This is a genomic window from Nitrospira sp. M1 (genome assembly GCF_965152605.1).
This window is the reverse complement of the sequence record NZ_OZ224217.1, coordinates 759,833-780,897: the sequence shown is the minus strand read 5'-3', so window position 1 is coordinate 780,897 and position 21,065 is coordinate 759,833. Positions and strand designations below refer to the sequence as shown.

20 protein-coding genes are annotated in these 21,065 nt (G+C 48.1%); 14 read left to right on the top strand and 6 right to left on the bottom strand.

The genetic code is table 11. The annotated features are described in order from the left end of the window. Nucleotides 1–260 precede the first annotated feature (260 nt). Together ACWHX8_RS03780 and ACWHX8_RS03775 are read left to right on the top strand one after the other, a co-directional pair. Nucleotides 261–1,823, top strand: coding sequence for a carboxypeptidase M32 (locus ACWHX8_RS03780; RefSeq protein ID WP_447970633.1), 1,563 nt, complete (start codon nucleotides 261–263; stop codon nucleotides 1,821–1,823). Between the two features lie 266 nt (nucleotides 1,824–2,089). Continuing rightward, nucleotides 2,090–2,398 carry a ComEA family DNA-binding protein gene (locus ACWHX8_RS03775; RefSeq protein WP_447970632.1) on the top strand — a complete coding sequence of 103 codons (309 nt, stop codon included), beginning with the start codon at nucleotides 2,090–2,092 and terminating at the stop codon, nucleotides 2,396–2,398. A 123-nt stretch (nucleotides 2,399–2,521) separates the two neighbouring features. Here ACWHX8_RS03775 and ACWHX8_RS03770 read toward each other — a convergent pair whose 3' ends face one another. Continuing rightward, complete coding sequence (locus tag ACWHX8_RS03770) at nucleotides 2,522–3,082, bottom strand: hypothetical protein (RefSeq protein ID WP_447970631.1); 561 nt, start codon at nucleotides 3,080–3,082, stop codon at nucleotides 2,522–2,524. Nucleotides 3,083–3,926: 844 nt separating this feature from the next. Between ACWHX8_RS03770 and ACWHX8_RS03765 the strand changes: the two genes are divergently transcribed. The 5 genes from ACWHX8_RS03765 to ACWHX8_RS03745 all read left to right on the top strand — a co-directional run bounded on the left by ACWHX8_RS03765 (nucleotide 3,927) and on the right by ACWHX8_RS03745 (nucleotide 9,360). Next, nucleotides 3,927–4,424, top strand: coding sequence for a Fur family transcriptional regulator (locus tag ACWHX8_RS03765; protein ID WP_447970630.1), 498 nt, complete (start codon nucleotides 3,927–3,929; stop codon nucleotides 4,422–4,424). A gap of 19 nt (nucleotides 4,425–4,443) precedes the next feature. After that, on the top strand, nucleotides 4,444–5,490 hold the full coding sequence (locus ACWHX8_RS03760; protein WP_447970629.1) for an extracellular solute-binding protein: 1,047 nt from the start codon (nucleotides 4,444–4,446) through the stop codon (nucleotides 5,488–5,490). A 10-nt stretch (nucleotides 5,491–5,500) separates the two neighbouring features. Then, the gene (locus ACWHX8_RS03755; protein ID WP_447970628.1) at nucleotides 5,501–7,090 is read left to right on the top strand and encodes an ABC transporter permease; all 1,590 of its coding nucleotides are present in this window, start codon (nucleotides 5,501–5,503) and stop codon (nucleotides 7,088–7,090) included. A gap of 424 nt (nucleotides 7,091–7,514) precedes the next feature. After that, nucleotides 7,515–8,603 carry an ABC transporter ATP-binding protein gene (locus ACWHX8_RS03750; protein ID WP_447970627.1) on the top strand — a complete coding sequence of 363 codons (1,089 nt, stop codon included), beginning with the start codon at nucleotides 7,515–7,517 and terminating at the stop codon, nucleotides 8,601–8,603. Between the two features lie 13 nt (nucleotides 8,604–8,616). Continuing rightward, a complete protein-coding gene (locus ACWHX8_RS03745; protein ID WP_447970626.1) occupies nucleotides 8,617–9,360 on the top strand; it encodes a Spy/CpxP family protein refolding chaperone in 744 nt (247 codons plus the stop codon). An 806-nt stretch (nucleotides 9,361–10,166) separates the two neighbouring features. Here the strand turns inward: ACWHX8_RS03745 and ACWHX8_RS03740 are convergent. From ACWHX8_RS03740 to ACWHX8_RS03725, 4 genes are all read right to left on the bottom strand, one after another. Further along, nucleotides 10,167–10,589, bottom strand: a complete 423-nt coding sequence (locus tag ACWHX8_RS03740) for a type II toxin-antitoxin system VapC family toxin (protein ID WP_447970625.1) — start codon at nucleotides 10,587–10,589, stop codon at nucleotides 10,167–10,169. A 3-nt stretch (nucleotides 10,590–10,592) separates the two neighbouring features. Next, the gene (locus ACWHX8_RS03735) at nucleotides 10,593–10,859 is read right to left on the bottom strand and encodes a type II toxin-antitoxin system Phd/YefM family antitoxin (protein ID WP_447970624.1); all 267 of its coding nucleotides are present in this window, start codon (nucleotides 10,857–10,859) and stop codon (nucleotides 10,593–10,595) included. 91 nt (nucleotides 10,860–10,950) lie between these two features. Continuing rightward, nucleotides 10,951–11,892, bottom strand: a complete 942-nt coding sequence (locus ACWHX8_RS03730; RefSeq protein ID WP_447970623.1) for an FAD:protein FMN transferase — start codon at nucleotides 11,890–11,892, stop codon at nucleotides 10,951–10,953. A gap of 145 nt (nucleotides 11,893–12,037) precedes the next feature. Further along, nucleotides 12,038–12,619 carry a hypothetical protein gene (locus ACWHX8_RS03725; RefSeq protein ID WP_447970622.1) on the bottom strand — a complete coding sequence of 194 codons (582 nt, stop codon included), beginning with the start codon at nucleotides 12,617–12,619 and terminating at the stop codon, nucleotides 12,038–12,040. A gap of 802 nt (nucleotides 12,620–13,421) precedes the next feature. Between ACWHX8_RS03725 and ACWHX8_RS03720 the strand changes: the two genes are divergently transcribed. From ACWHX8_RS03720 to ACWHX8_RS03690, 7 genes are all read left to right on the top strand, one after another. Then, on the top strand, nucleotides 13,422–14,858 hold the full coding sequence (locus ACWHX8_RS03720; protein ID WP_447970621.1) for a hypothetical protein: 1,437 nt from the start codon (nucleotides 13,422–13,424) through the stop codon (nucleotides 14,856–14,858). A 39-nt stretch (nucleotides 14,859–14,897) separates the two neighbouring features. Next, complete coding sequence (locus ACWHX8_RS03715) at nucleotides 14,898–15,335, top strand: hypothetical protein (RefSeq protein ID WP_447970620.1); 438 nt, start codon at nucleotides 14,898–14,900, stop codon at nucleotides 15,333–15,335. Continuing rightward, nucleotides 15,329–16,048, top strand: coding sequence for an FMN-binding protein (locus ACWHX8_RS03710; protein ID WP_447970619.1), 720 nt, complete (start codon nucleotides 15,329–15,331; stop codon nucleotides 16,046–16,048). The genes ACWHX8_RS03715 and ACWHX8_RS03710 overlap by 7 nt, the downstream gene beginning before the upstream one ends. A 17-nt stretch (nucleotides 16,049–16,065) precedes the next feature. Continuing rightward, nucleotides 16,066–16,578: a hypothetical protein gene (locus tag ACWHX8_RS03705; protein WP_447970618.1), complete on the top strand. Its 513-nt coding sequence runs from the start codon at nucleotides 16,066–16,068 to the stop codon at nucleotides 16,576–16,578. Between the two features lie 431 nt (nucleotides 16,579–17,009). Next, complete coding sequence (locus ACWHX8_RS03700) at nucleotides 17,010–18,782, top strand: hypothetical protein (RefSeq protein ID WP_447970617.1); 1,773 nt, start codon at nucleotides 17,010–17,012, stop codon at nucleotides 18,780–18,782. 35 nt (nucleotides 18,783–18,817) lie between these two features. Beyond that, entirely contained in the window at nucleotides 18,818–19,582 is a 765-nt protein-coding gene (locus ACWHX8_RS03695; protein ID WP_447970616.1) for a PEP-CTERM sorting domain-containing protein, read from the top strand. Between the two features lie 195 nt (nucleotides 19,583–19,777). Next, the gene (locus ACWHX8_RS03690; protein WP_447970615.1) at nucleotides 19,778–20,317 is read left to right on the top strand and encodes a helix-turn-helix transcriptional regulator; all 540 of its coding nucleotides are present in this window, start codon (nucleotides 19,778–19,780) and stop codon (nucleotides 20,315–20,317) included. A gap of 127 nt (nucleotides 20,318–20,444) precedes the next feature. Here the strand turns inward: ACWHX8_RS03690 and ACWHX8_RS03685 are convergent, their stop codons facing one another. Continuing rightward, nucleotides 20,445–20,813, bottom strand: a complete 369-nt coding sequence (locus ACWHX8_RS03685) for a c-type cytochrome (protein WP_447970614.1) — start codon at nucleotides 20,811–20,813, stop codon at nucleotides 20,445–20,447. Nucleotides 20,814–21,065: the final 252 nt, after the last annotated feature.

The window sequence follows — 21,065 nt, the reverse complement described above, 5'->3', positions numbered from 1 at the left end:
CTCTTCAGTTCAACCCGTCACGAGCATAGCATAGCCATCCGACCTCTTTGCAGTCCATGGCAGATGGAAAAAACCTTGAATCCATCCGCAAGGGCTTTGGATTGGTGAATTCCATACCCTTAACCGAACGAAATAGTCTTCAACTTCCGGATTGGACGTAAAACATCTATGGCCATTTCCCCATTGCCAAACGACGATACCTGTCGTACAGTTGCTCGAAATTCCTCACGACAGGACACAATAACCAAGGAGCATGTTCTGTGAATGACGACAAGTCACTCGATGAACTCAAGTCGCACTTACTCAAGGTTCACCATCTCAAAGATGCCGGCGCCGTACTTTCCTGGGACCAGGAAACATACATGCCCTCTGGCGGAGGATCTGCCCGGGCCGAGCAAATTGCTACACTCCAAACACTGGCACACGATGCTCTCATCTCCCCGGAAACCGAGAAGCTCCTAGCCGCCTGGGTTGACCTCCCAACTGGACACCTTCTCGAAAAAGCCCAAACAGCATTATCAGACTCCTCTCAAGCACTCATCCGTGAGGTCTGGCGTGACTTTCATCATGCAAAAAAACTCCCTTCAGAATTTGTGAATACACTGGAACGTGAATGTTCCTTGGCGCAACAAGTTTGGATTGACGCCAGGAAGAAAAATGACTTTTTCGCCTTCCTACCCAATCTTCGCACCATCGTCTCTCTCAAACTCGAAGAAACGCAATATCTTGGATATACGGATTCCCCATATGACGCGCTGCTGGATGAGTATGAACCTGGCTCAACGGTCGCAACGTTGAAACCTCTGTTCTCCACATTACGACCGCGTCTCGTCTCATTACTTCACCAGGTGCTTCAGGCCTCGATCAAACCCAACCAAGCGCTTATGACGCAATCATTCGACAACACCAAACAGATTGAGTTTGGGGAATTGGTGCTTAAAGCAATGGGGTATCGATTCGATCATGGCCGATTAGATCAATCAGCCCACCCCTTCACCACCTCGTTTCATCCCAACGACGTACGCGTTACCACACGCGTGTTCGAAAAAGACTTTCAATCCTGTTTGTTTAGCTGCATCCACGAAGGTGGTCATGGCCTGTATGAACAAGGCCTCCTGCCTGAACATTACGGCACACCGCTCAGTGAAGCCGTATCATTAGGCATTCATGAAAGTCAGTCAAGGCTGTGGGAAAACGCCGTCGGCCGGTCTCGGCCTTTTTGGAAACATTTCTTTCCCCTTGCACAACGTACATTTCCTGATCAACTCCGCGATGTCGCATTTGATGACTTTTACTTGGCAATCAACAACGTCCAACCCTCCCTCGTGCGCGTGGAAGCTGATGAGTTAACCTATAATCTGCATGTTATGGTGAGATTCGAAATAGAGCTTGACCTTATCGAGGGACGTATCCATGTAGAAGACCTTCCTGAAATCTGGAATGAAAAAATGCTCGACTATTTGGGAATCACACCAGACAGCGATACCAACGGGATCCTGCAAGATGTTCATTGGTCTTTCGGCGCATTCGGGTATTTCCCTACCTACACCTTGGGCAATCTGTACGCATCGATGTTCTATGATCAGGCCAAACAGGACATTCCCAATCTTGAACATGGGATAGCGGAAGGCAACATGCTTCCACTCAAAGGTTGGCTCAATCAACACGTGCATCGATGGGGACGGCAATACCCGCCGGAAGAACTCATTCGCCGCGTGACGGGACAGGCCCTTAGTCCAGAACCATTCCTAAATTATCTCGAAACAAAATTCAGTCAACTGTATGACTTTTCTCTGGACACAAACGTATCTCGTCGCTCGTAATTCGTATCTCGTCAAACACGGTCTATCGCAACGTCCATTCTCTCTACTTCATCTCACTTTTACATTCTTCACTTTCTACTTTTCACCTTTTTTCCCCTCATATACCCCAGAAGACTAATTGACCCTCTCTCGTCCGAAACATAGGCTACCCTCCAGAACATTCATCTAGGAGGAGAGAGCAAGGCCAATAGCGTGTGACCTCTTCCTCTCTATTCATCTATTCAGAGCGACCCCATTCGCTCTTTTTACATACAAAGGAGGCTTCAATGCCGCTACGATCTTTTCTTAAACGCGTGTGTATTCTTTCACTGCTTTGTTCAGCACTTCTTCTGGGTTCTGCCGTCAGTTTTGCAGGACAAATGCCGATTAATCTCAACAACGCCACAGCGTCTCAGCTTGAAACACTTCCGGGCATCGGGCCTGCATTGGCAGAACGGATTATGGAATATAAAAAGAAGAACGGGGATTTTAAGAACGTTCAGGATTTAGCCAAGGTAAAGGGTATTGGAGAAAAGAAGTTAACGATGCTCAAAGACTCAATCACCGTGGAAAAATCTACGAAAAAGAAGAAGTAGGGAATTTCAAACATCCAAGTAAAACGTGAGACGAAAAGGCTTTCAGATGAAACGGGCTTTCTTCGTCTCACGTTTCACCTCTCGCGAGACAGAGTCGTAATGGATTCTTCCGACAGTTACCACCTAAGCTCCAAGAGCCTTATTGAATCGAGCCAATTGCGCGGATGAGATCGTAAACTCACCAGTCACGTCAATTCGAGACGGCACCAGCATGATGGTATGAAACGAAATATCACGAATGGCGATTTTTTCCTCAAGTTCATCGGTTGAACTAATTTCAATCGCTTCGACCGATTCCATGACTTGACCATTATCTTGCGGCCCATACGTGGCAACAACTTCTTGAAGAATTTCCAGGATTTGCTCATGTACTTCAGATTCTTTGACAGCCTGGTCGACCAGTTCCACCACCCCTTGGGCTTGGTCAGTCAGACTAAAGTTTTCCAACCGTTCTTTTCTCCGTAAGAACAACAGATCGTTATCCACATCTTTGCTAAATGCGCCGTAGGCAAAACGCATAAATTCAAAATGCAGGCCCTTGAGCCCTTTTCCCAACATTTGCAATTCACTGAGAAACATGAGTTGTTGGAATTTTACGTCACTCATAAACCCATGGGGTTCGGCTAAATTGAGTAAATACAGCAACAGAGCGCGGTCAACAGTAATATCGGAAGGCTTTCGCATGAAGGTCTCGATCCTTTACAACTATAGCGAAACCAAATAACTTCCAACCGAATGTACATCATGTGCACAGCGCAAAAACACACGTCGTACAGACGGAAGGAAATTGGAACGGCTATAGACGCTAACAAAAATAATGCTGAGAATTCTTGAGGTACGCTTGTATGTTTCACCATAATCCTCGAAATATCGCTGGCTATCGTCCTTTAACTTCTGATATTTCAAGAGCAACAGATTAGAACACCAACGATCAATAAGCCAGTTACTCCCGTATCCCGATACGTCGCCTGGATCTTACTCATGCCTGTACATCGGGATTATAGGTGTCTTGGCTACGATCGTTCTAAAATTTTTCGATAGTGTTGATAAATTGTTTGACTGACGCCGTACCCCCACTTGATACTCTCTTGACAGGTGTTCTTGGATACACTTGTTGACTAGGCCAATGGCCCATGTGTGTCCAGTCTTTCTTTGAGTCCATAGCAGCCTTAACACTGGGATTACAGGTGGCCTTGGATACGGTCGGTGAAGGGGCCATACCCTCACGTATGTTCAGACTTTGCTTAGAATCAGCATCCAGCTTTAACACTAGGATTACAGGTGTTCTTGAACACGATTGTTTACTAGCCCAATGGCCAATGTATGTCCAGTCTTTCTTTGAGTTCGTAGCAGCCTTAACATTGGGATTACAGGTGTTCAAGTCTAGCGGCCATTAAATGGGAGGGTCAAGGAGTGGGTCCCACGAGGTTTGGTACAATGAAACCCAAGTACTGAAATGGCTACAAACTTGACCATGTGATCGTTTTGAGTTTTAATATGCCTCTTTTCAAAAAGGGCTTTTCTCGTTATGGCAAAGAACTCGAAAGAACTGCAGCTCCTCAAGGACCACTTAACGAAAAATAATCTCAAGCTCACACGTCAGCGTGAAAACATTTTAAGTAATTTCTTAAAGATGGAGCACGTGACCGCTGAGCAAATGTATCGTCTCCTCTCAAAGAAAGATCCACACATCGGACTCGCTACCGTGTACCGGACGCTCAAACTGTTCTGCGACATGGGTGTCGCACAAGAACAACATTTTGGCTCGCAAACGCAATTCGACAACATTGCGCACAAGGGTCATCACGACCATCTTATCTGCACGGCATGTGAAAAAATCATTGAATTTGAAAACTGTCAGATCGAAGAACTCCAGGAAGAAGTCGCCGCAAAAAATGGATTTTCCATCAAGACCCATCGGTTAGAACTCTATTGCGATCCTATCCGATTATCCAGTGGAAATTGCAAAAATTGCAGCCGCCCGTTAACCGCACAAGCACCCTACCAGGTCGACAGTGCTCATTAAAAAAGGAAAAGGATTGACGATGACTGTTCTTCCTACGCTTCGAACTTCCCAAAGCGTCCAAATGCGACGAGTGCTACTTTTCTTCGTTACCATATTCGTGATGCTTCCAGCCATGAGTATGGCCGCCGATCAACTCGTCGTCTATTCAGGACGCGCAGAGCGACTCATTCAACCAGTATTGGACACGTTTCAAGATAAAACTGGCATACAGATTCAATTATTGACGGGAAGCAGCACGCAGTTAGTCAACCGCATACAAGCTGAAGGGCCACACACACAAGCTGATGTGTTCATCACCAACGACGCTGGAACGCTTGAACGGGCCAGAGAGCTTCAATTACTCAAACCCATGAAAATTGACGGCATCAAGCACATCATTCCACCGGCGTTCCGGGCGCCCGATAATAGCTGGATTGGTCTATCAGGAAGAATTTGGGTCATTGTTTACAATACCACCATGATGCAGCCCGACCAGGTCACATCAATTCTTGATGTCGCCGATCCAAAATGGAAGGGGAAGCTGGCTATTCCTACTGCAAACAGTGAGTATCTACAAGCCGGGGTCTCCGTCATTAGTGCCGTCAAAGGAGACGAACGAACAGAAACCTTTTTGAAGGGTATTCGAGATAATGCCGGAAATTTCATCTATGGGAAAAATCGACAAATCGTAGATGCCGTGGCTAAAGGCAAGGTTGCAATGGGACTCGTAAACCACTATTACATTTACCGTTATCTAGCAGAGCATGCCGATGCACCGATTGCGCCACTCCTCACGGATCAAAAAACAGGTGAGATGGGCATGATCATGAATGCCACCGGCATTGGAGTCGTGACACATTCCACGCATACCGCAGAAGCCAAAAAATTAATTCAATTCCTCATCTCACAACCCGGTCAACACATGTTTGCCGACCGCAATAAAGAATACCCGATCCACCACGAGGTCAAGGCGGACCCAGCCCTTCCCCCACGAAAAAGTTTTCACGTCGCACAAGTTCCACTCGCTCAGCTGGCAAAGCTTCGTGAACCCACGATGTTGTTGATCGAACGCTCCGGCCTTCGCTAATTGCAATGACATGACTGCCCTATCCCGGCGACAGGTAGGTTTTTCACCCCTGCCTGTCTTCGCCTTTGTCATCGCAACGACCCTCGCCTTTCCCTTACTGTATGTCACCTATTCGGCCTTCTCGGCTAAAGGCGAAGTGTGGGGACGCTTATGGGCAACTCGCATCCCCGAATTACTCTTCAATACCGTCACACTCGCGATTGGCGTTGGCGTCACAACGCTACTCCTTGGAGTCTCTCTTGCCTGGTTTGTCACACGATATGAATTTCCCGGCAAACGGATATGGGAATGGGCCTTAGTCCTCCCACTCGCAATCCCCTCATACGTCCTCGCCTATATCTACACCTATGTCCTTGAAACAGGGGGAAGCCTCGAACAAGGCTGGCAATGGCTCATAGGACCCGATGCGCATATTTTCTCTCCCTACAGCTATGGCGGGGCCTGGCTCGTAATGACGCTGAATACATTTCCCTATGTGTATCTGCTCTCTCGAGCATCCTTACAAAATTTCAATCTGTCATTCGAAGAAGCGGCACACGCGTCAGGTGCCACACGATGGCAGACCATATTTCGCGTCTCGCTTCCACTCATCCGACCATCGCTCGTTGCAGGGCTCTTTCTCGTTACCTTATATGTGGTCTCTGACTTTGGAGCCGTCTCGCTCCTGCGTTTTCAAACCTTTACGTATGCCATCTACCAACAAATGACGGGACGATATGACTATGGGGCCGCATCCATCTTAAGTCTGCTTCTTGTGTTATTTGCCTTTATGTTTCTGATCGCCGAACGATGGTTTCGCCAACAAAGCCGGTTTTTTCAAACCGGTGGACATATTCGAACTCGAACAGCTACGCCATGCGGTCCACTCCACGCTCTCGGCATTAGCGTTTTTATGTTCTGTATCTTTTGCGCAGCTTTTGGCCTTCCTGTTCTCTTACTTATACAATGGACATGGGAAGCGTGGGTTGCAGGGAACATGGCCAGTGGGTTTCTGTACCATATCTGGAATAGCACCATGCTCTCAGGTATGGCCGCAACGATTGCCGTGGTCATCGGAACGCCCCTCGCATACTTAGCCTGTCGACATCCGACACGATTCAATCTTCTCTATCTCCAAGGCGCGTACACCGGGTATGTCTTGCCAGGCCCTGTCGCGGCACTCGCCCTTCTGACGCTGTTTACCCAATATCTGCCCTATCTCTATGGAACCGCCGTCATCTTGATCCTTGCCTATCTGGTCCACTTCCTTCCGGCTGGATTGCAAGCCATGGAATCAGCCATTCAACAAGTCAATCCGAATATCGAAGAAGCCTCAAGAAGTTTGGGAAGAAAGGCCTTGAATACCTTTCGGCATGTCACGTTTCCATTGGTCCGTGGAGGTTTTACCGTTGCATGGATCTTGATGTTTCTTCAAGCCATGAAGGAACTCCCAGCCACATTGCTTTTAAGACCAGTGGGATTCGATACCTTAGCGGTCAGAATATGGCTGGAAGCCAGTGAGGAGCTTTATCAACTCGCCGCCCCCCCAGCTCTCCTCATCGTGATCATTTCGATTCCTGTGGCGTTACTCCTTTTGAAGAAGAACTGGCAGACTGCCTAAATCTAGAGTAGACTAGAATACGTGTAATAAAAGTGTATGTTAGCGGTTGAATAAGCCTGGATAAATGACAATCAACAGCCTATATCACACTAAACTATCGTATTCTAGAATACCTATCATAAAAGTCTAGGCCAGCACCTGAACAAACCCGTATGGATGACCAACAGTGGGTAACAGAATACAGAACGACCGTATTCTAGCAACACCATTAACTCTGCAGTGAAGGCATATGTCAGCAATTGAATGAAGCAAGATAGAGAAGATCAAACAGCTTGCATAACTTCCAGAACCGCCGTATTCTAGAATACCTGTACTACACGTATATGCCAGCAAACAGAATGACCCGATATGGATGCCCAGCAGTGGATGACAAAACACCGAACCACCATATTCTAGAGTCCCAAATAGACGTATTTCCCTTGCAATGACAACATCACCCAACCACTCGGCTGATAAGTCCACCACAGTCCTCGACCTGCGCTATGTCACCTGCGCCTACCAACCAGAAAAACCGGCGGTTCAACATGTATCCATAACAGCCCAAGAAGGGGAAATCATTTGCTTGTTGGGACCATCAGGGTGTGGGAAAACAACGACACTTCGAGCGATTGCCGGGTTTGAAAAAGTGACGGCAGGTGAAATTTACTTAAACGAAGAACTCGTCTCCTCACCAAATATGCATGTTCCAACGGAACGTCGACGAGTGGGGATGGTCTTTCAAGACTATGCCCTCTTTCCGCATTTACCGGTATACGATAATGTGTCATTTGGATTACAGGCATGGTCGAAGGTCACACGTGCCGAACGGACAAAAGCGATGTTGGAACTCGTCGGCCTTACAGGATTTGAACATCGGTATCCACACGAATTATCAGGAGGACAACAACAGCGGGTGGCATTAGCCAGAGCCTTGGCACCCAACCCGGTCATCTTGCTCTTAGATGAACCCTTCAGCAATTTAGATCCTGACATGACGATTAAAATGCGAAAAGAACTGTACCGCTTACTTCGACAAACCAACACCACGGCGGTTCTTGTGACGCATGACCACCAAGAAGCCTTTGCCATGGCTGATCGCGTTGCGGTACTCCAAAACGGCCTACTGGTCCAATATGATTCCCCGGAGGCCATCTACCATCTTCCCACAACACAATTCGTCGCTGAATTCGTTGGAAAAGCTGATTTCATTCCTGGTATCGTGACAGAGGGTCGGGTTGAGACGGAAATTGGGGATTTTCCGAATCAACGAGATTATCAAGGCAATCCTAAAGTGTTTGTCATGATTCGGCCAGACGATGTACAGATCACACCGGCCCCCTCAGGTCATGCTCGAATCATTAGCCGCCAATTTCGAGGCTCGCAACACCTCTACACTATCCAATTAGCCTCAGGCCATATCGTTCATAGCGTACAACCATCCGACCATGCACACCCAATTGACATGACCGTCTCATTGGAAGTCATTGCGACCCATACGGTATTATTTGAACATCCAGTTGAATCAACAAGCTAAAGGAGGGACAAGTATGACACATTTGACCATCAAGCGTGCGCTCCTCTCATTCGTAATCTGGCCAGGGTGCCTTACGCTCATATTGTTGAATGCCTCGGCCTTTGCAAGCGGCAAAGGCTATGAAAGCCACCATAAAGGACAAGCGAGTCCTCATGCCAGTGCGGACATGAAACATCATGGGTCATCACATCACAAAGCCAATTATTCAGGACATGGGTCGGGGCACCACGGAAGTTCAAGCAAAGATTACGGCATGGGCGGTGGACATGCGTCCCATGGAAAAGGATACGGTGGCGGACATGGGAAGCGGAGCTATGGGAAACACGGTGGAGCTCATCAAAGTGCCAGTGAATTCATCCAGCATGTATTAAAATATAAAGATGGCATGGCGATTACCGATGAGCAAGAAGCCAAATTACACGACATTCAAACAACGTACAAAAAAACTCGAATTAAAATGAAAGCCGAAGTCGAACTAGCCAACTTAGATTTGCACGAACTACTTAAGAAAGAAGACTCGAATCTTTCAGATATCGAATCGAAACTCAAAAACATGCACAACATCAAGGCCGACCTCTACATGGCCTCAATCAAAGCTCGTCGTGAGGCAAAAGCCGTGTTGACCGACGAACAACGAAGCCGCATGAAAGCCGTACACGACCGGATCCAAGCCTACTCCTCAGGCGGAATGGCAAAGAAAGGTCATCCCGGTGGGTATAAACACCATGGGAAAGATGGAAAGAAAGACAGTTACTAATCACGCGAACCTTACAAGATAAACAAAGGGCCCCACATGGGGCCCTTTATTTTTGCAAATTTTGGGAAGCTATCGTAATCAACTAACGTTCAACCGAACCCCACCAAGAAATCAAGTAGGGCGCTCCTACGTTTGGTTAAGAGGAGACACGATATCCCCTTGATTTTGCATACTCCCCTTCAACGCCTCAAGCAACATAGAAGACCGACGACGATACGGGGCCAAGCTGGTGTACTGGGGTTCCATTGCTCATAGATGACCAACGGTTCCCACTTTCGTATACTTTCTTAGTCAACTGCAAACACTGACCTACATGCTTCAGCATCTATACTGTCATGCGTTGGTCTATAGCGAATCCAAATATACAGCACGTTGCTTGGACACGATCGTTGAGCGAACTCGATGGGCCTAACAGGCAATCATCGTTATGATCGGGCTGGCACTTATATCTCTATGACAGGTGTCCTTGGACACGATGGTTGAGCGACACGGCTGAGGCTGACAGGCAATCATCGTTATGATCGGGCTGGCACGCATATCTCTATGACAGGTGTCCTTGGGCACGATGGTTGAGCGACACGGCTGAGGCTGACAGGCAATCATCGTTATGATCGGGCTGGCACGCATATCTCTATGACAGGTGTCCAAGTAAGGACTTTCTACGCGGTATCCAACGCGTCAGGGGGTACGGAAATTATAGCCGTGCCTTTTAACTTTCGCTTATACGACGTGCGATGTACATTCGGCTGAACGTTATGCGGTTTCGCTCTAATTAAATCGGCTGTAGTACTATAAACGCTAAACTGTTAGCCGATGAGGAACCCTCTCGCCTTCGCGGCACGATTGAGACGACTGTCAAAGCACACAAAAGAAACGGGTTCCTCAACCGAAGCGTGCAGATGAAGGGCCGAGGCCAAATGCACTGCATCGTATGCCCTCAAACGATACTCTTCAGCTAACTCACCTGCTTGTCGAACAACTTCCCAACGCACTTCAAGAGCAAAGTACCGTTCCCAGTCATCGTGAAAGTCTTCGAGGATCGCACGATGGACTGCTTTATTTAGACGTTTATCCTGATAGGCTCTTGCAAATGCCGCTCGAGTTTCCGTATAGGCGAGCATTGAAGTACAAATAGTTGAACTATTGGTACAGACATCCTGAACCGTTTTAGAGCCGGATTCCTCAACATACAATTTCACAAGAGCGCTTGTATCCAAGTACGCAATCATCAATCACCGATCGTCAAGCACTGTTTGACTAAGAGACTTGCCGCGAAGCCGGTGAGGACGACGAGCACCTTGAGGTTTGCCTCCCGCCCAACGAGCCTCACCTGCCCCTAACAACTTTGTTAACGACTCCCGAAGGCCGTCCTTTTCTGCTGGGGTTAAAAGAACAAAGGGATGCCCTCGTTCGGTGACGAGAATCCGCTCACCTGTGGCAGCACGATGTAGATACTGACTGAGTCGACTTTTTAGTTCACGGACACCAACTTCCTTCATAGGCCTGACCTCCTTGTGTCCACATTTTACACTACAATGTGGGCACCGTCTAGAAGTCAGAGAAGAACCATCCCAAAACCAAGAAATTCACTTATTTTCGATCCGCATTCTGCATTTGCAATCGGCCATCCAAGCCGGATGAAACAGTCACGTTTCCATCTGCATCAACAATCACACCCTCGACTTGCGGCAGCCGTTCGAGTAACGCCATGCCTTTTTGTGGCCCCATGACAAAAATTCCCGTATCGAGTCCATCAGCCATAACCCCTTGAGACGCCACAACGGTAACGCTTTGCGAAGAACGCGCAGGATAAAGCGTCTTAGGATCTAAAATATGGTGATAGCGAACCCCATTCTGTTCGAAGTATCGTTGATAGTCTCCGGCAGTTGACACGGCTTCGTTTTCTAACACAATCGTCGCGAGAACATAGCCTTGCTCTTTTCGTGGATGTTGAATACCAAAGACAAATGGCTGACCATCCGGCATACGGCCAAATGTTTTGATATCTCCCGATATGGCAACCACTCCGGCTGTCGCGCCAGCCGACTTCATCACCTCGACCACAAGGTCCGCCGCAAAGCCTTTTCCGATTCCTCCAACATCAACCTGCATACCAGGACGCGCAAGCGAAACAGTTCTCGATTGTTGATTCAACTGCAGTTGAGTTAAATCAATAAGCGGCAGTACCGCATCCAGTTCTTGCTGAGTCGGCACTCTCCCCTTCTCACTCACATTCCAAGCAGCAACAGCAGGCCCCAGGGCAATATTGAAACTCCCTCCTGTTAATCGATCCATTTCCAATGAATGGTCAAGGAGATCCATGGTCTCTGCACTCACCTCTACCGCATGGTGACCAGCCGCGGCATTCACTCGAGACAATTCACTTTCGGGAATCCACGTACTCAACAGCTCTTCCAAGCGACGTATTTCTTTCAACCCTGCATCCACAGCCTGTCGTGCCGTCGCATCATCGGGAGCAACTCCAGTGACAAACACGAGGGTCCCCATCAAATATTGACTCCGCTTGATCATGACGCTCCCTGCAACACCCACCTCACTCATGACCAGAGAGAAGATGAGCAAGACGAAAAGACAGACGAACCGTTGACATGACTCAAACATGGTGCACGAAACCTCTCAAATCTATAGTCAGAGGACTCAAGAAACGACCGCTGGGCTATTGGCGATAAAAATATTTCAACTTAGGATTTGGCGCAACGGCATACAGTCTATCTTGGCTGTTCATCAACTGAGGAAATGCATTGACGATCGTCTTGCCTTCCATGCCCGGATCACGTCCACGCACCTCTTCCCAATTCCGATTTTCTTCGGATATCGTCAATGACACCATGCGTTGAGTACGCGGGGTCTCAACAGCAAATTGCCACCGCCCTAAATACGTCATCGCATCGGCCGGAATTTCAAACGTTGCGTGCAAGTAGGATTCAGCCATAAAGGGACCCTCATTAATCTGGACACGAATCATTTCATATGCACCGGGATGGAGCGATGTAGTAAAAGTCTGGAGTTCCGGGTTGACCATGATACGAGTTTGCTTCCGAGTGGACACGTGCACGACATCAATAAACCGGACACGAGCGGGAAATTGCCGAGGATTTGGCCCAACTTCCGTGACTTCAATGATCCCGAAAGCGACAGACGGCTCACGCTGCTGACTTTCCAGAACATCAGGACTGGATGACAGGCAGGCCGAAAAGATACAGCCACATACCGCGATTAATAAAGGAACACTCTTCATCGGCACCTCCCCCTCCACGCATTGTCGTACAACCTGGAAGCAGCATCCAGTCCTAATTGGCTGCAGACCAGCTTAACGACTCTTTATGGCTGCTGCAATCATGAAAATCAACCTGTCAGCGAAGATACAAGTGATTTTCATGAGAATAAACAATAGGTTCAAGAGATGAATCTAAGGGTTGACAAACTCTCAATCACTTAGATATTAATAATGGTTATCAATTTCAAATTATACGACTTCGTTATTCATTTTCAAAATTCGCGGAAATACAATTTTTTATTCATGAAAGTACATTCAAAGCAGCTAGAGCACAACGATGTGAGGCACGAGTTTTCCGAAGCTCGCTGCGAATGCGGTCAATTGGTGGCCAAGCTTGGCAATCAGGGTGTTGAGTTGAAATGCAAACGGTGCAAACGTCTTGTTTCTATATCTTTTTCCGACCTGGCTCATTCTGAAGTCACCGTTCAACTCTGCTCAGACCCACCAACGCTGAGAACTCCATCATAACCAACTGCTTGAACAATTATAGCGAATCCAAATGAATTTCTGTTGAACCATGAGGACATTCAACGCGGGATGAACGCTGAGACAGGCGGAAGGTGATACCCGCTTGGATGTACTGACAATGACTGACCTTGGATATCACGTATTGAATATCAACCGTGTACAAGATGGCGCTTTATCGTTTCGGTATAACTGAAGCGGTTATAACGAACAACAACCTGCGGACCGATGAGTCCCACTACACAATAACCTAAGAGGACCCTGTGAGTCCCCAGCTGTTTACATCGGAGGACGTGCAATGAAATCAACGTTGACGTTGGGGGCTCTAGGAGTCGCCGTCATGCTGTTGGGACCTTTGGGGGTTACGGACAAGGCAAATGCCGCAGACCGGTTAGATTCAAAGTCATCGACACCCGTGAGTGTCTTGACTGAAGAAGACATCAATCGCATTGTCGATCAGCGCGTGCAAGACGTCATGAACGGCCGCATGCAAGCCCCGCCACCAAAAGACTTCAGTCAAATGCCGGGACTCGGGGAAACCACACAAACACCGCAGAGGTCCAAATCCCAAATTCAGCAGCAAGGCGTAGATTGGGTCACGGGTGGATCCGTACTGCAAGGTGGTCGGACTATCTACGCAAAACCGTTTATCCGCGCACCAAAAACAATCGTCGGTGGATATATGGACTTCACCATTTCCGACTGTAACCACGCCGGCTCACGAGATTGCTCGGAAGGTCTTGAGTTTGACCAAGAACGCTTTGTGCCTTTCTTCTATTCACAAATCACCGACCGGCTCAGCATCGGTGCTGAAGTAGAGATTGAACATGGCGGCCCCCAGGGCAACCAGGGCGACGGTGATGTAAAAATCGAATTCGCCACGATGGACTATCGTTTCACCGATTGGCTCAACCTTCGCGGCGGTATCCTGTTGATCCCACTCGGACGATTCAACCTGGTTCATGACTCACCACTCAACGACCTTCCTTTGCGACCGATGGTCAGCCGTCTCATCATTCCTTCCACCTTTGCTGAATCCGGTATCGGAATCTTTGGAACGGTGTACCCGACTCAATTGGCCAAGGTCGACTATGAATTCTACGTGACGCAGGGATTTGACGGTGGAAGCAGTCAGGCCAATATCGGAGGAACTTTTGGAGAAGGTGGGTATCGAGGCAACCGAGGAAGCTTTCAAACCGACAACAACCAGAACAAAGCTATCGTAAGCCGAATTTCGGTCAGCCCGATCCTCGGCATCGAAGTCGCCGGATCTGTCCACCATGGCAAATGGGATGATGAGGGCAGACATAACATGACCATTGTGGCCGTTGACGGACTCCTCCAACGAGGACCATTTGAAGTACTTGGAGAAGCGGCCTGGACACATGTTCAGGGCGGCAATCGTACTCCCAATACCGCAGGTGGAATTCCTCCTCAAAAAATGTCCGGGTATTATGTCCAGGGGAATTACCACTTCTTGCCTGACGTGTTGAAACAAGCAGCCCCGTCATTCTTTTCGGATGCATCAACCTTCACAGGAGTAATCCGTTGGGGGCAGGTCGATACGAATACACAAAGTAGCAACAATGTGAATGATGTCAGCCGCCTGACCTTTGGCCTGAACTTCCGTCCTGTGGAAGACGCCGTGATCAAGTTAGCCTACACCCTCAATGATCATGAGGATGATCCAGGGCAGCGAAATGGATGGCAATTCAGCATGGCCACCTATTTCTAAGTGAGCACAGAGTGCTCTTCATGAGTGAAATGACACGATATGTTTAAACAAGTGTTTGTCATAAGCGTTTTTCTGTCGCTTTCGTTTGGGTGCGTTGGCTGGTCCAACGCGCCCAGCGTGGCGACACACTGTTCACCCGAACAGACATGGAGCGTTGCCCTGGCCAGCTTGCAAGAATTCGAACTTCGCAAAATCGATCAAGAACACCGGATCATCGAAACGGACTGGGTCGCAGTGCAATCAAGCCGTCTCAGCGGAATGATGAATCGAAACATCAATGAAGAACGAGCTCGATTTGTTTTGGAGATCGAACCGGATGAGGGAGGTCACAGCACAGTCAGAGTCAAACAAATTCGAGAATTCTGGTCACCACAAGGTGTCCAGTCACGATCGTGGAGACAGATTCCGGCCAACGAAGAGCAAGAACGACAACTTGCCGCGCGAATTCAAGCTAAACTGAAGAGGGTATCATGCTAACTATTCATCATCGACCTACGATCATCTCAACCTTGCTATTCGGACTTATACTCTGCGTCGTATGTGGTGTGATTGTGTCCCCAGCTCACGCCCAGCAACAACTCGAACGCATTTGGGACCATGAATTGAACCGTTGGCTCAATGCCGAGGAACTTGGCCATTTGGAAGTGTTTTTCACTGAGGAAGAAGCAGCCAAAGTCATGTTTCCAGATTCCGATCATATTCGCAAAACCACCCTCTCCCTGAATCCGGAACAAAAACAATTAGTGGAAGAACAGATTGGCTGGAAATTTCCCGAAGATTCGTTCACCACCTACATAGGGGAAACCGGCGGAAAGGCCGACGGGTATGCGATGGTCCAAAATACCATCGGGAAACACCGTCCAATCACCTACATGGTCGGAGTCGACACCGAAGGCGAAGTGACCAACTTCGAAGTCCTTGTGTATCGTGAGGCTCGAGGCAACGAGATTGCCACCAAACGGTTCAACTATCAATTTCAGGGCAAAGACATACGCGACCCCATTCGCATCAATCGCGACATTATCAACATTTCAGGAGCCACGATGTCGGTCCGTTCGGCCAGTGCGGGCGTTAAACGCGTCCTCGTGCTTGTCAATGAATTTTACTTAAAACCGTTAGGCTTAGGAACCAACACTCTCGTCGCCGGAAGTGCGGAAAAAGGATTTCTTGAATCCATTTTAGGATTTTAAATGACAAGTGATGCTGCATGCGGAATTTTAATACACGGTTTCGTCTACGCGATACCGATAGACAAATCCGGCTGGTTTACACCTGGTTTCTTCTCATGATGTTGGCGGGATTTATCTTTACGTTTGTGTGGGCCCATAGCATGACGGATCTCTCACCCAAAGGTATTGCCCAACATTACCGAGGCTCCGATGCCAACTTTGGCGAACCCATGTCCTTTGGTCAGTTGGCGGAGACAACACATTTTCATTTATTTACGATGCCTGTCGTTTTTTTGATTATGGTCCATGTTCTCTACCTCACCATGGCTAGCTCCATGACCAAGGTCGTCACAACATGGCTATCGTTCATGGGAGTCACCTTGGACCTTGTTTCTCCCTGGTTAATCACGTACGTATCCCCGGTGTACGTCTTGACGATGCTGGCAGGAGACATCATGATGACGCTGGGGTTTCTTGTCATGTTTATCATCCCCATGCGTGAAATGTGGTTGAACAAACAACCCTTCATTCATCGTGAGCCACAGGATTAACAATTAGAACGAACCCAATGACTTCCAGCCGAATTCACATCGTGAACACCGCACGATAGTACGTGTCGTCGTAGCTATAGACATGTATTGAAACGGCTATACACATTTGCTGTAGCAAAACTTCTACCGGCCAGAGACCATGAGTCCAGAGCCCATGAGAGTTATTCGCTCTCATGGGCTTTTTTATTCATGCGAGGGGACGAACCCATCATTCGCTTCTCGTCGCGGGGGATCTCCTCCTGGATCCCCCGCCCCCTCTTGCCGCCCCCTTATGTATCCGTACGGCCGCAGTAGGTTTCGCGACAGGACCAAAAATTTTGCAACAATTCATAGCCTTCATATATACACATTCTTTTTCAGACAGCGCGCGACTTTTCATTATCCATACATTGTCTTTTTTACGTTTTCATATGACTGACGGAGGTTCAAACATGCACAGCAATAGCCGACGACACCAACCGTTGAGATACATGCTCACGATGTCAGTATTCCTAGTGAGTGTCGGCTCGTTGATATCCATCCCTCACGCTCAGGCCCAAGAAATCGAAGAAGCTGATCCGCCAGAAATCACGAACGGAGAACGACTCTTTTTAGAAACGCGATTTGCACAATTCTTTAAGGTGTTCCTTGAAAACGGTGGTGACACGAATGACGTATTGCCAGCAGGTGATCCCTCACTCGATCAGGCCGTACATGCGACCCTGCCAGCCGATCAATTGGCTGAGGGGCCATTTATGGGCCAATCCATGAATTGCCGTAGTTGCCACTTTGTCGATGAACTTGGGGTCGAAACGCCGATGCCAGGGTATTCCATGCGCACCTATACCGATTTTGCTCGTCGAAGCCCTATTCCCCTTCGAGAAGACGGTCACACGGTCACGGTTCGCAACTCACCGCCGCTGGTCAATGCCGCTCTCCCACGCAAAGATTTCTTTCTTCATTTTGACGCCGAGTTCACCACCATGGTGGACTTGGTGAAAGGCACGTTAAGCGGACGGAATTATGGATGGTTGCCTGGCGAAGGTTTGGCTGCCATCGCTCATGTCGCTCGCATCATCCGAGAGGACGATGGAACAGGAGCGTTAGCATCGGAATTTGCCGGACTTTCCTATACCATGCTGCTGACCGGAACGGATCCATCAATTCCGACAGACTTTGTTCTTCCTGAAGATTTTCGGGTGAATGTCGCCCAGGCCTCGGATGAAGAAATTTTCGAGGCTGTGGCAAAACTCATTGGCGCCTACACGGAAGATCTGGCCTTTTCTCAAGACGAGGATGGAAACTTCAATCTCTCGCCTTACGATGTGTTTCTCCAAACCAACGGGCTACCACGACAACCAAGAACATGGGAATCTGACAGTAGATACAACACACGACTCCTTCGGAAAATTACGCGATTAGAGCGGAAGGGCCAGTTACAATTCATCACCAAGAATCCACATACCGACGACGGCCAATTCGAATTTCATGACCAAGCGTTCGCCTTTGGGCCCCAAGAATTAGACGGACTGAAGATCTTTTTCACCCAGCCACATCGCCGTCTCCAACCAAGTGACCTGACTCAAGGCAAAGTCGGAAATTGCATCGCCTGTCATACGGCACCAAACTTTACAGACTTCCAATTTCATAATACGGGAATCGCGCAATCCGAATATGACGAAATCCATGGTGCCGGAGCTTTTGCCCAACTCGACATTCCTCACTTCTGGCAGCGCAATCGACACCATAACGAGTACTTGCCCGCCACAGGACAACACCCTCAGGCCAAGGAACCCTTTCGCATGATTCCTTCAACCGGCAACACGCAACACACAGACCTAGGAATCTGGAATATTTTCATGAATCCTGACTTCCCTCGATCCCAGGATCGAATATGGGTCATGCTATGCCGAGAATCGCTCAATGGAAACGTTCGAGTGAGAAACATTATTCGATCCTGTCGACCAAGCCGGCTTCTGCCTCATGCAATCGCCCGCTTTAAAACACCTGGGCTTCGAGACCTTGGACACTCGGCACCATATAGTCATACCGGCCAAGTTGATACGCTGGAGGGTGTGATACGTGGCTACATTACGAACTCCGAACTGCAACGACAAGAAAACCTTCGAAATGGCGATCGACGACTGAAGCATATTGCACTCACAGAGCAAGACATTGCGCCCTTGGTCTTATTTTTGAAATCGCTCAACGAAGATTATAGTTAACCAGAATATCGTTACCACACGCAGGAGTCAGATTGATGAAACGTGATAACCGCGCATCACACAGCCCTATTCGCAACTACAGGCGGAGAAGCCTTCTCACAGTAATAGCCGTAGCCATAAGCTTTCTGCCTCTGTCTCTCGCACAAGCCACCGCCATCGGCGAAGCTGACGTGCATGCGCAATTGACATTCTCAATGCCGGCTAACGGAATCGATTTTTCCATCATTGATACCTTCAGTATCATCGATACCCTCGAACATGGAAACGCATCTGCCACGGCTCACGCTCCCTCACCGATGAGCTTCAACCATGGCGTTCAAGCCGTGGTCAGTGCCGCATCGACCGCTATGCCGGTAGGGTCGGCATTGGGAATCGGTGCGGCATTCGGCCTTGCCCAGCTCACGAATACAACCATCAACCCTATCAATATTGATCTCAATTTGCTCTACGACTGGTCGTTACACAGCATCGCCGATCATCCAAATGTTGAACAAGCTTTCTCTGAAATCGCGTTAGAGATTTTCATAAATGATGTCTCACATTTCACCATTTTCGAAGAAATCAGTACCGTGCCAAATTTCATGATGGGATCGGGCAATAGCTTATCCGGACCCCCAACAACACATGTACTTTCCACTATTGCGATTCCATCCGGAACGACATTTATCGAAATAGCAATGGCTGCACAGACAGAAGCAATGGCCACGACTATTCCTGAACCTTCAACATGGATCTTATTTGGATCAGGCTTGATAGGCTTGACGCTTTGCTACCGAAAAAATGTAAGAAAATCACTATGAGTATTGACCCATAATTGAGTGCAGCCGATATGGCCAGAGGACATGATCCCAGAGCCCAAGGTGTTTCGACACTTTGGGCTTTTTTTTTTGCTTTACGGAACAACCAAAACGATCTAGATGCTTTCAAAAAATCCAGATAGACAACAGAGACCAACAACACATGATAATCGTGCATTAACGTACGGGAGGACTGCCATGACCGTATCTCAGTTATCGATGACACACTTGGAATCCCATACGAGAGGCGAAAGAGATTTAATCCAAGAGCTACGCGAATACACGGAAAACTGGGTGAATCGAATGAAGCTTCTGAAACCCATCAACGAACCACAAGCGATTGCACGGGAAGTACTTGATGAACTCTTGCTCTACGGCATCAATCCTTCACACGTAATCCCCCCCCTTCCGAGACAAATTCATGACTTCATCATGTCCCATCTTCGCCATGGCGTTTCACTGAAAGATCTCTCGAGGTTCCTTGGGTATTCTGAAAAGTATTGCTCTGAACTATTTCAAACACAAATGGGAGAGTCCTTCTCTGGCTACCTCAGACGTGTAAGGATTGAAAAAGCCAAACGGCTCTTAGAAGATGACACCATCGGACTCACGCATATTGCCGACGAATTAGGATTCGGGGATCAATTTGCCTTCAGCCACTTCTTTAAGAAAACAACGGGACAATCTCCTAGACAATATCGCATGCACGTTCAGAAAAAACCCAAAGTCCATTCATGAATACTATCGCGAAACCAAATAACTTCCGCTCGTTGAAATATGGTACTGCGCTGAGTTCGTGGTATTTTCCTGTTTGGAACGTATTTGGATTCGCTATAAACATCGAAGCACCCGACACGCACGAATATTATTTTCCCGAATCACTGAGTGTCCGAATATACGCAAGCACGTCATGAATCTCCTGTGTTGAGAGCGATGACTTCCACGCCGGCATGCCTTTATCGAGTATCCCATTGCTAATAATTGACAAGAGTTCTGCATCCGGATCTGTGCGCACATCTTCACTCGTCAGATCTGCGGGTGGCGGACTCATATAGGCTCCCGTTGGCCCATTGCCTTTTCCGCTCTTCCCATGGCACGTCACACAATTTGCTTCAAACACTGCGCGTCCATGTTGAGGATCTGATACCACATCTTCGGTTTTCACAGTCTCGCCCCCTACAGGTGAACTCCAGAAAAGTGCGCCAGCAAACATGAGTACAGACAAACGTCGCATAAATCTTGTCCCTTTCAAGCAATAAAGTTTAGACGTGAATACACACTATATGTTCAGAGAAAGCTCATGACAACCACCCTCGTCAAACACACAACATCAGATGAATCAATGGTGACTATTAGGATTGACCATGGAACCATCATTCTCTGAAACTGGAATTTGAACATATTTTTCTGGAATTTGGACATGTAGAACATGGCGTGCACGATGGTAGAGTTACGATGATTTTGAGTTTCGATATCAATAAGAGAC

What these genes read in the sequence shown, in the direction of transcription:
- ACWHX8_RS03695 (WP_447970616.1), top strand. Translation starts at nt 18,818, where the DNA reads ATGAAACGTGATAACCGCGCATCACACAGCCCTATTCGCAACTACAGG.
- ACWHX8_RS03765 (WP_447970630.1), top strand. Translation starts at nt 3,927, where the DNA reads ATGGCAAAGAACTCGAAAGAACTGCAGCTCCTCAAGGACCACTTAACG.
- ACWHX8_RS03760 (WP_447970629.1), top strand. Translation starts at nt 4,444, where the DNA reads ATGACTGTTCTTCCTACGCTTCGAACTTCCCAAAGCGTCCAAATGCGA.
- ACWHX8_RS03715 (WP_447970620.1), top strand. Translation starts at nt 14,898, where the DNA reads ATGTTTAAACAAGTGTTTGTCATAAGCGTTTTTCTGTCGCTTTCGTTT.
- ACWHX8_RS03755 (WP_447970628.1), top strand. Translation starts at nt 5,501, where the DNA reads ATGACTGCCCTATCCCGGCGACAGGTAGGTTTTTCACCCCTGCCTGTC.
- ACWHX8_RS03705 (WP_447970618.1), top strand. Translation starts at nt 16,066, where the DNA reads ATGCGGAATTTTAATACACGGTTTCGTCTACGCGATACCGATAGACAA.
- ACWHX8_RS03750 (WP_447970627.1), top strand. Translation starts at nt 7,515, where the DNA reads ATGACAACATCACCCAACCACTCGGCTGATAAGTCCACCACAGTCCTC.
- ACWHX8_RS03730 (WP_447970623.1), bottom strand. Translation starts at nt 11,892, where the DNA reads ATGATCAAGCGGAGTCAATATTTGATGGGGACCCTCGTGTTTGTCACT.
- ACWHX8_RS03700 (WP_447970617.1), top strand. Translation starts at nt 17,010, where the DNA reads ATGCACAGCAATAGCCGACGACACCAACCGTTGAGATACATGCTCACG.
- ACWHX8_RS03710 (WP_447970619.1), top strand. Translation starts at nt 15,329, where the DNA reads ATGCTAACTATTCATCATCGACCTACGATCATCTCAACCTTGCTATTC.
- ACWHX8_RS03720 (WP_447970621.1), top strand. Translation starts at nt 13,422, where the DNA reads ATGAAATCAACGTTGACGTTGGGGGCTCTAGGAGTCGCCGTCATGCTG.
- ACWHX8_RS03770 (WP_447970631.1), bottom strand. Translation starts at nt 3,082, where the DNA reads ATGCGAAAGCCTTCCGATATTACTGTTGACCGCGCTCTGTTGCTGTAT.
- ACWHX8_RS03725 (WP_447970622.1), bottom strand. Translation starts at nt 12,619, where the DNA reads ATGAAGAGTGTTCCTTTATTAATCGCGGTATGTGGCTGTATCTTTTCG.
- ACWHX8_RS03745 (WP_447970626.1), top strand. Translation starts at nt 8,617, where the DNA reads ATGACACATTTGACCATCAAGCGTGCGCTCCTCTCATTCGTAATCTGG.
- ACWHX8_RS03735 (WP_447970624.1), bottom strand. Translation starts at nt 10,859, where the DNA reads ATGAAGGAAGTTGGTGTCCGTGAACTAAAAAGTCGACTCAGTCAGTAT.
- ACWHX8_RS03775 (WP_447970632.1), top strand. Translation starts at nt 2,090, where the DNA reads ATGCCGCTACGATCTTTTCTTAAACGCGTGTGTATTCTTTCACTGCTT.
- ACWHX8_RS03740 (WP_447970625.1), bottom strand. Translation starts at nt 10,589, where the DNA reads ATGATTGCGTACTTGGATACAAGCGCTCTTGTGAAATTGTATGTTGAG.
- ACWHX8_RS03685 (WP_447970614.1), bottom strand. Translation starts at nt 20,813, where the DNA reads ATGCGACGTTTGTCTGTACTCATGTTTGCTGGCGCACTTTTCTGGAGT.
- ACWHX8_RS03690 (WP_447970615.1), top strand. Translation starts at nt 19,778, where the DNA reads ATGACCGTATCTCAGTTATCGATGACACACTTGGAATCCCATACGAGA.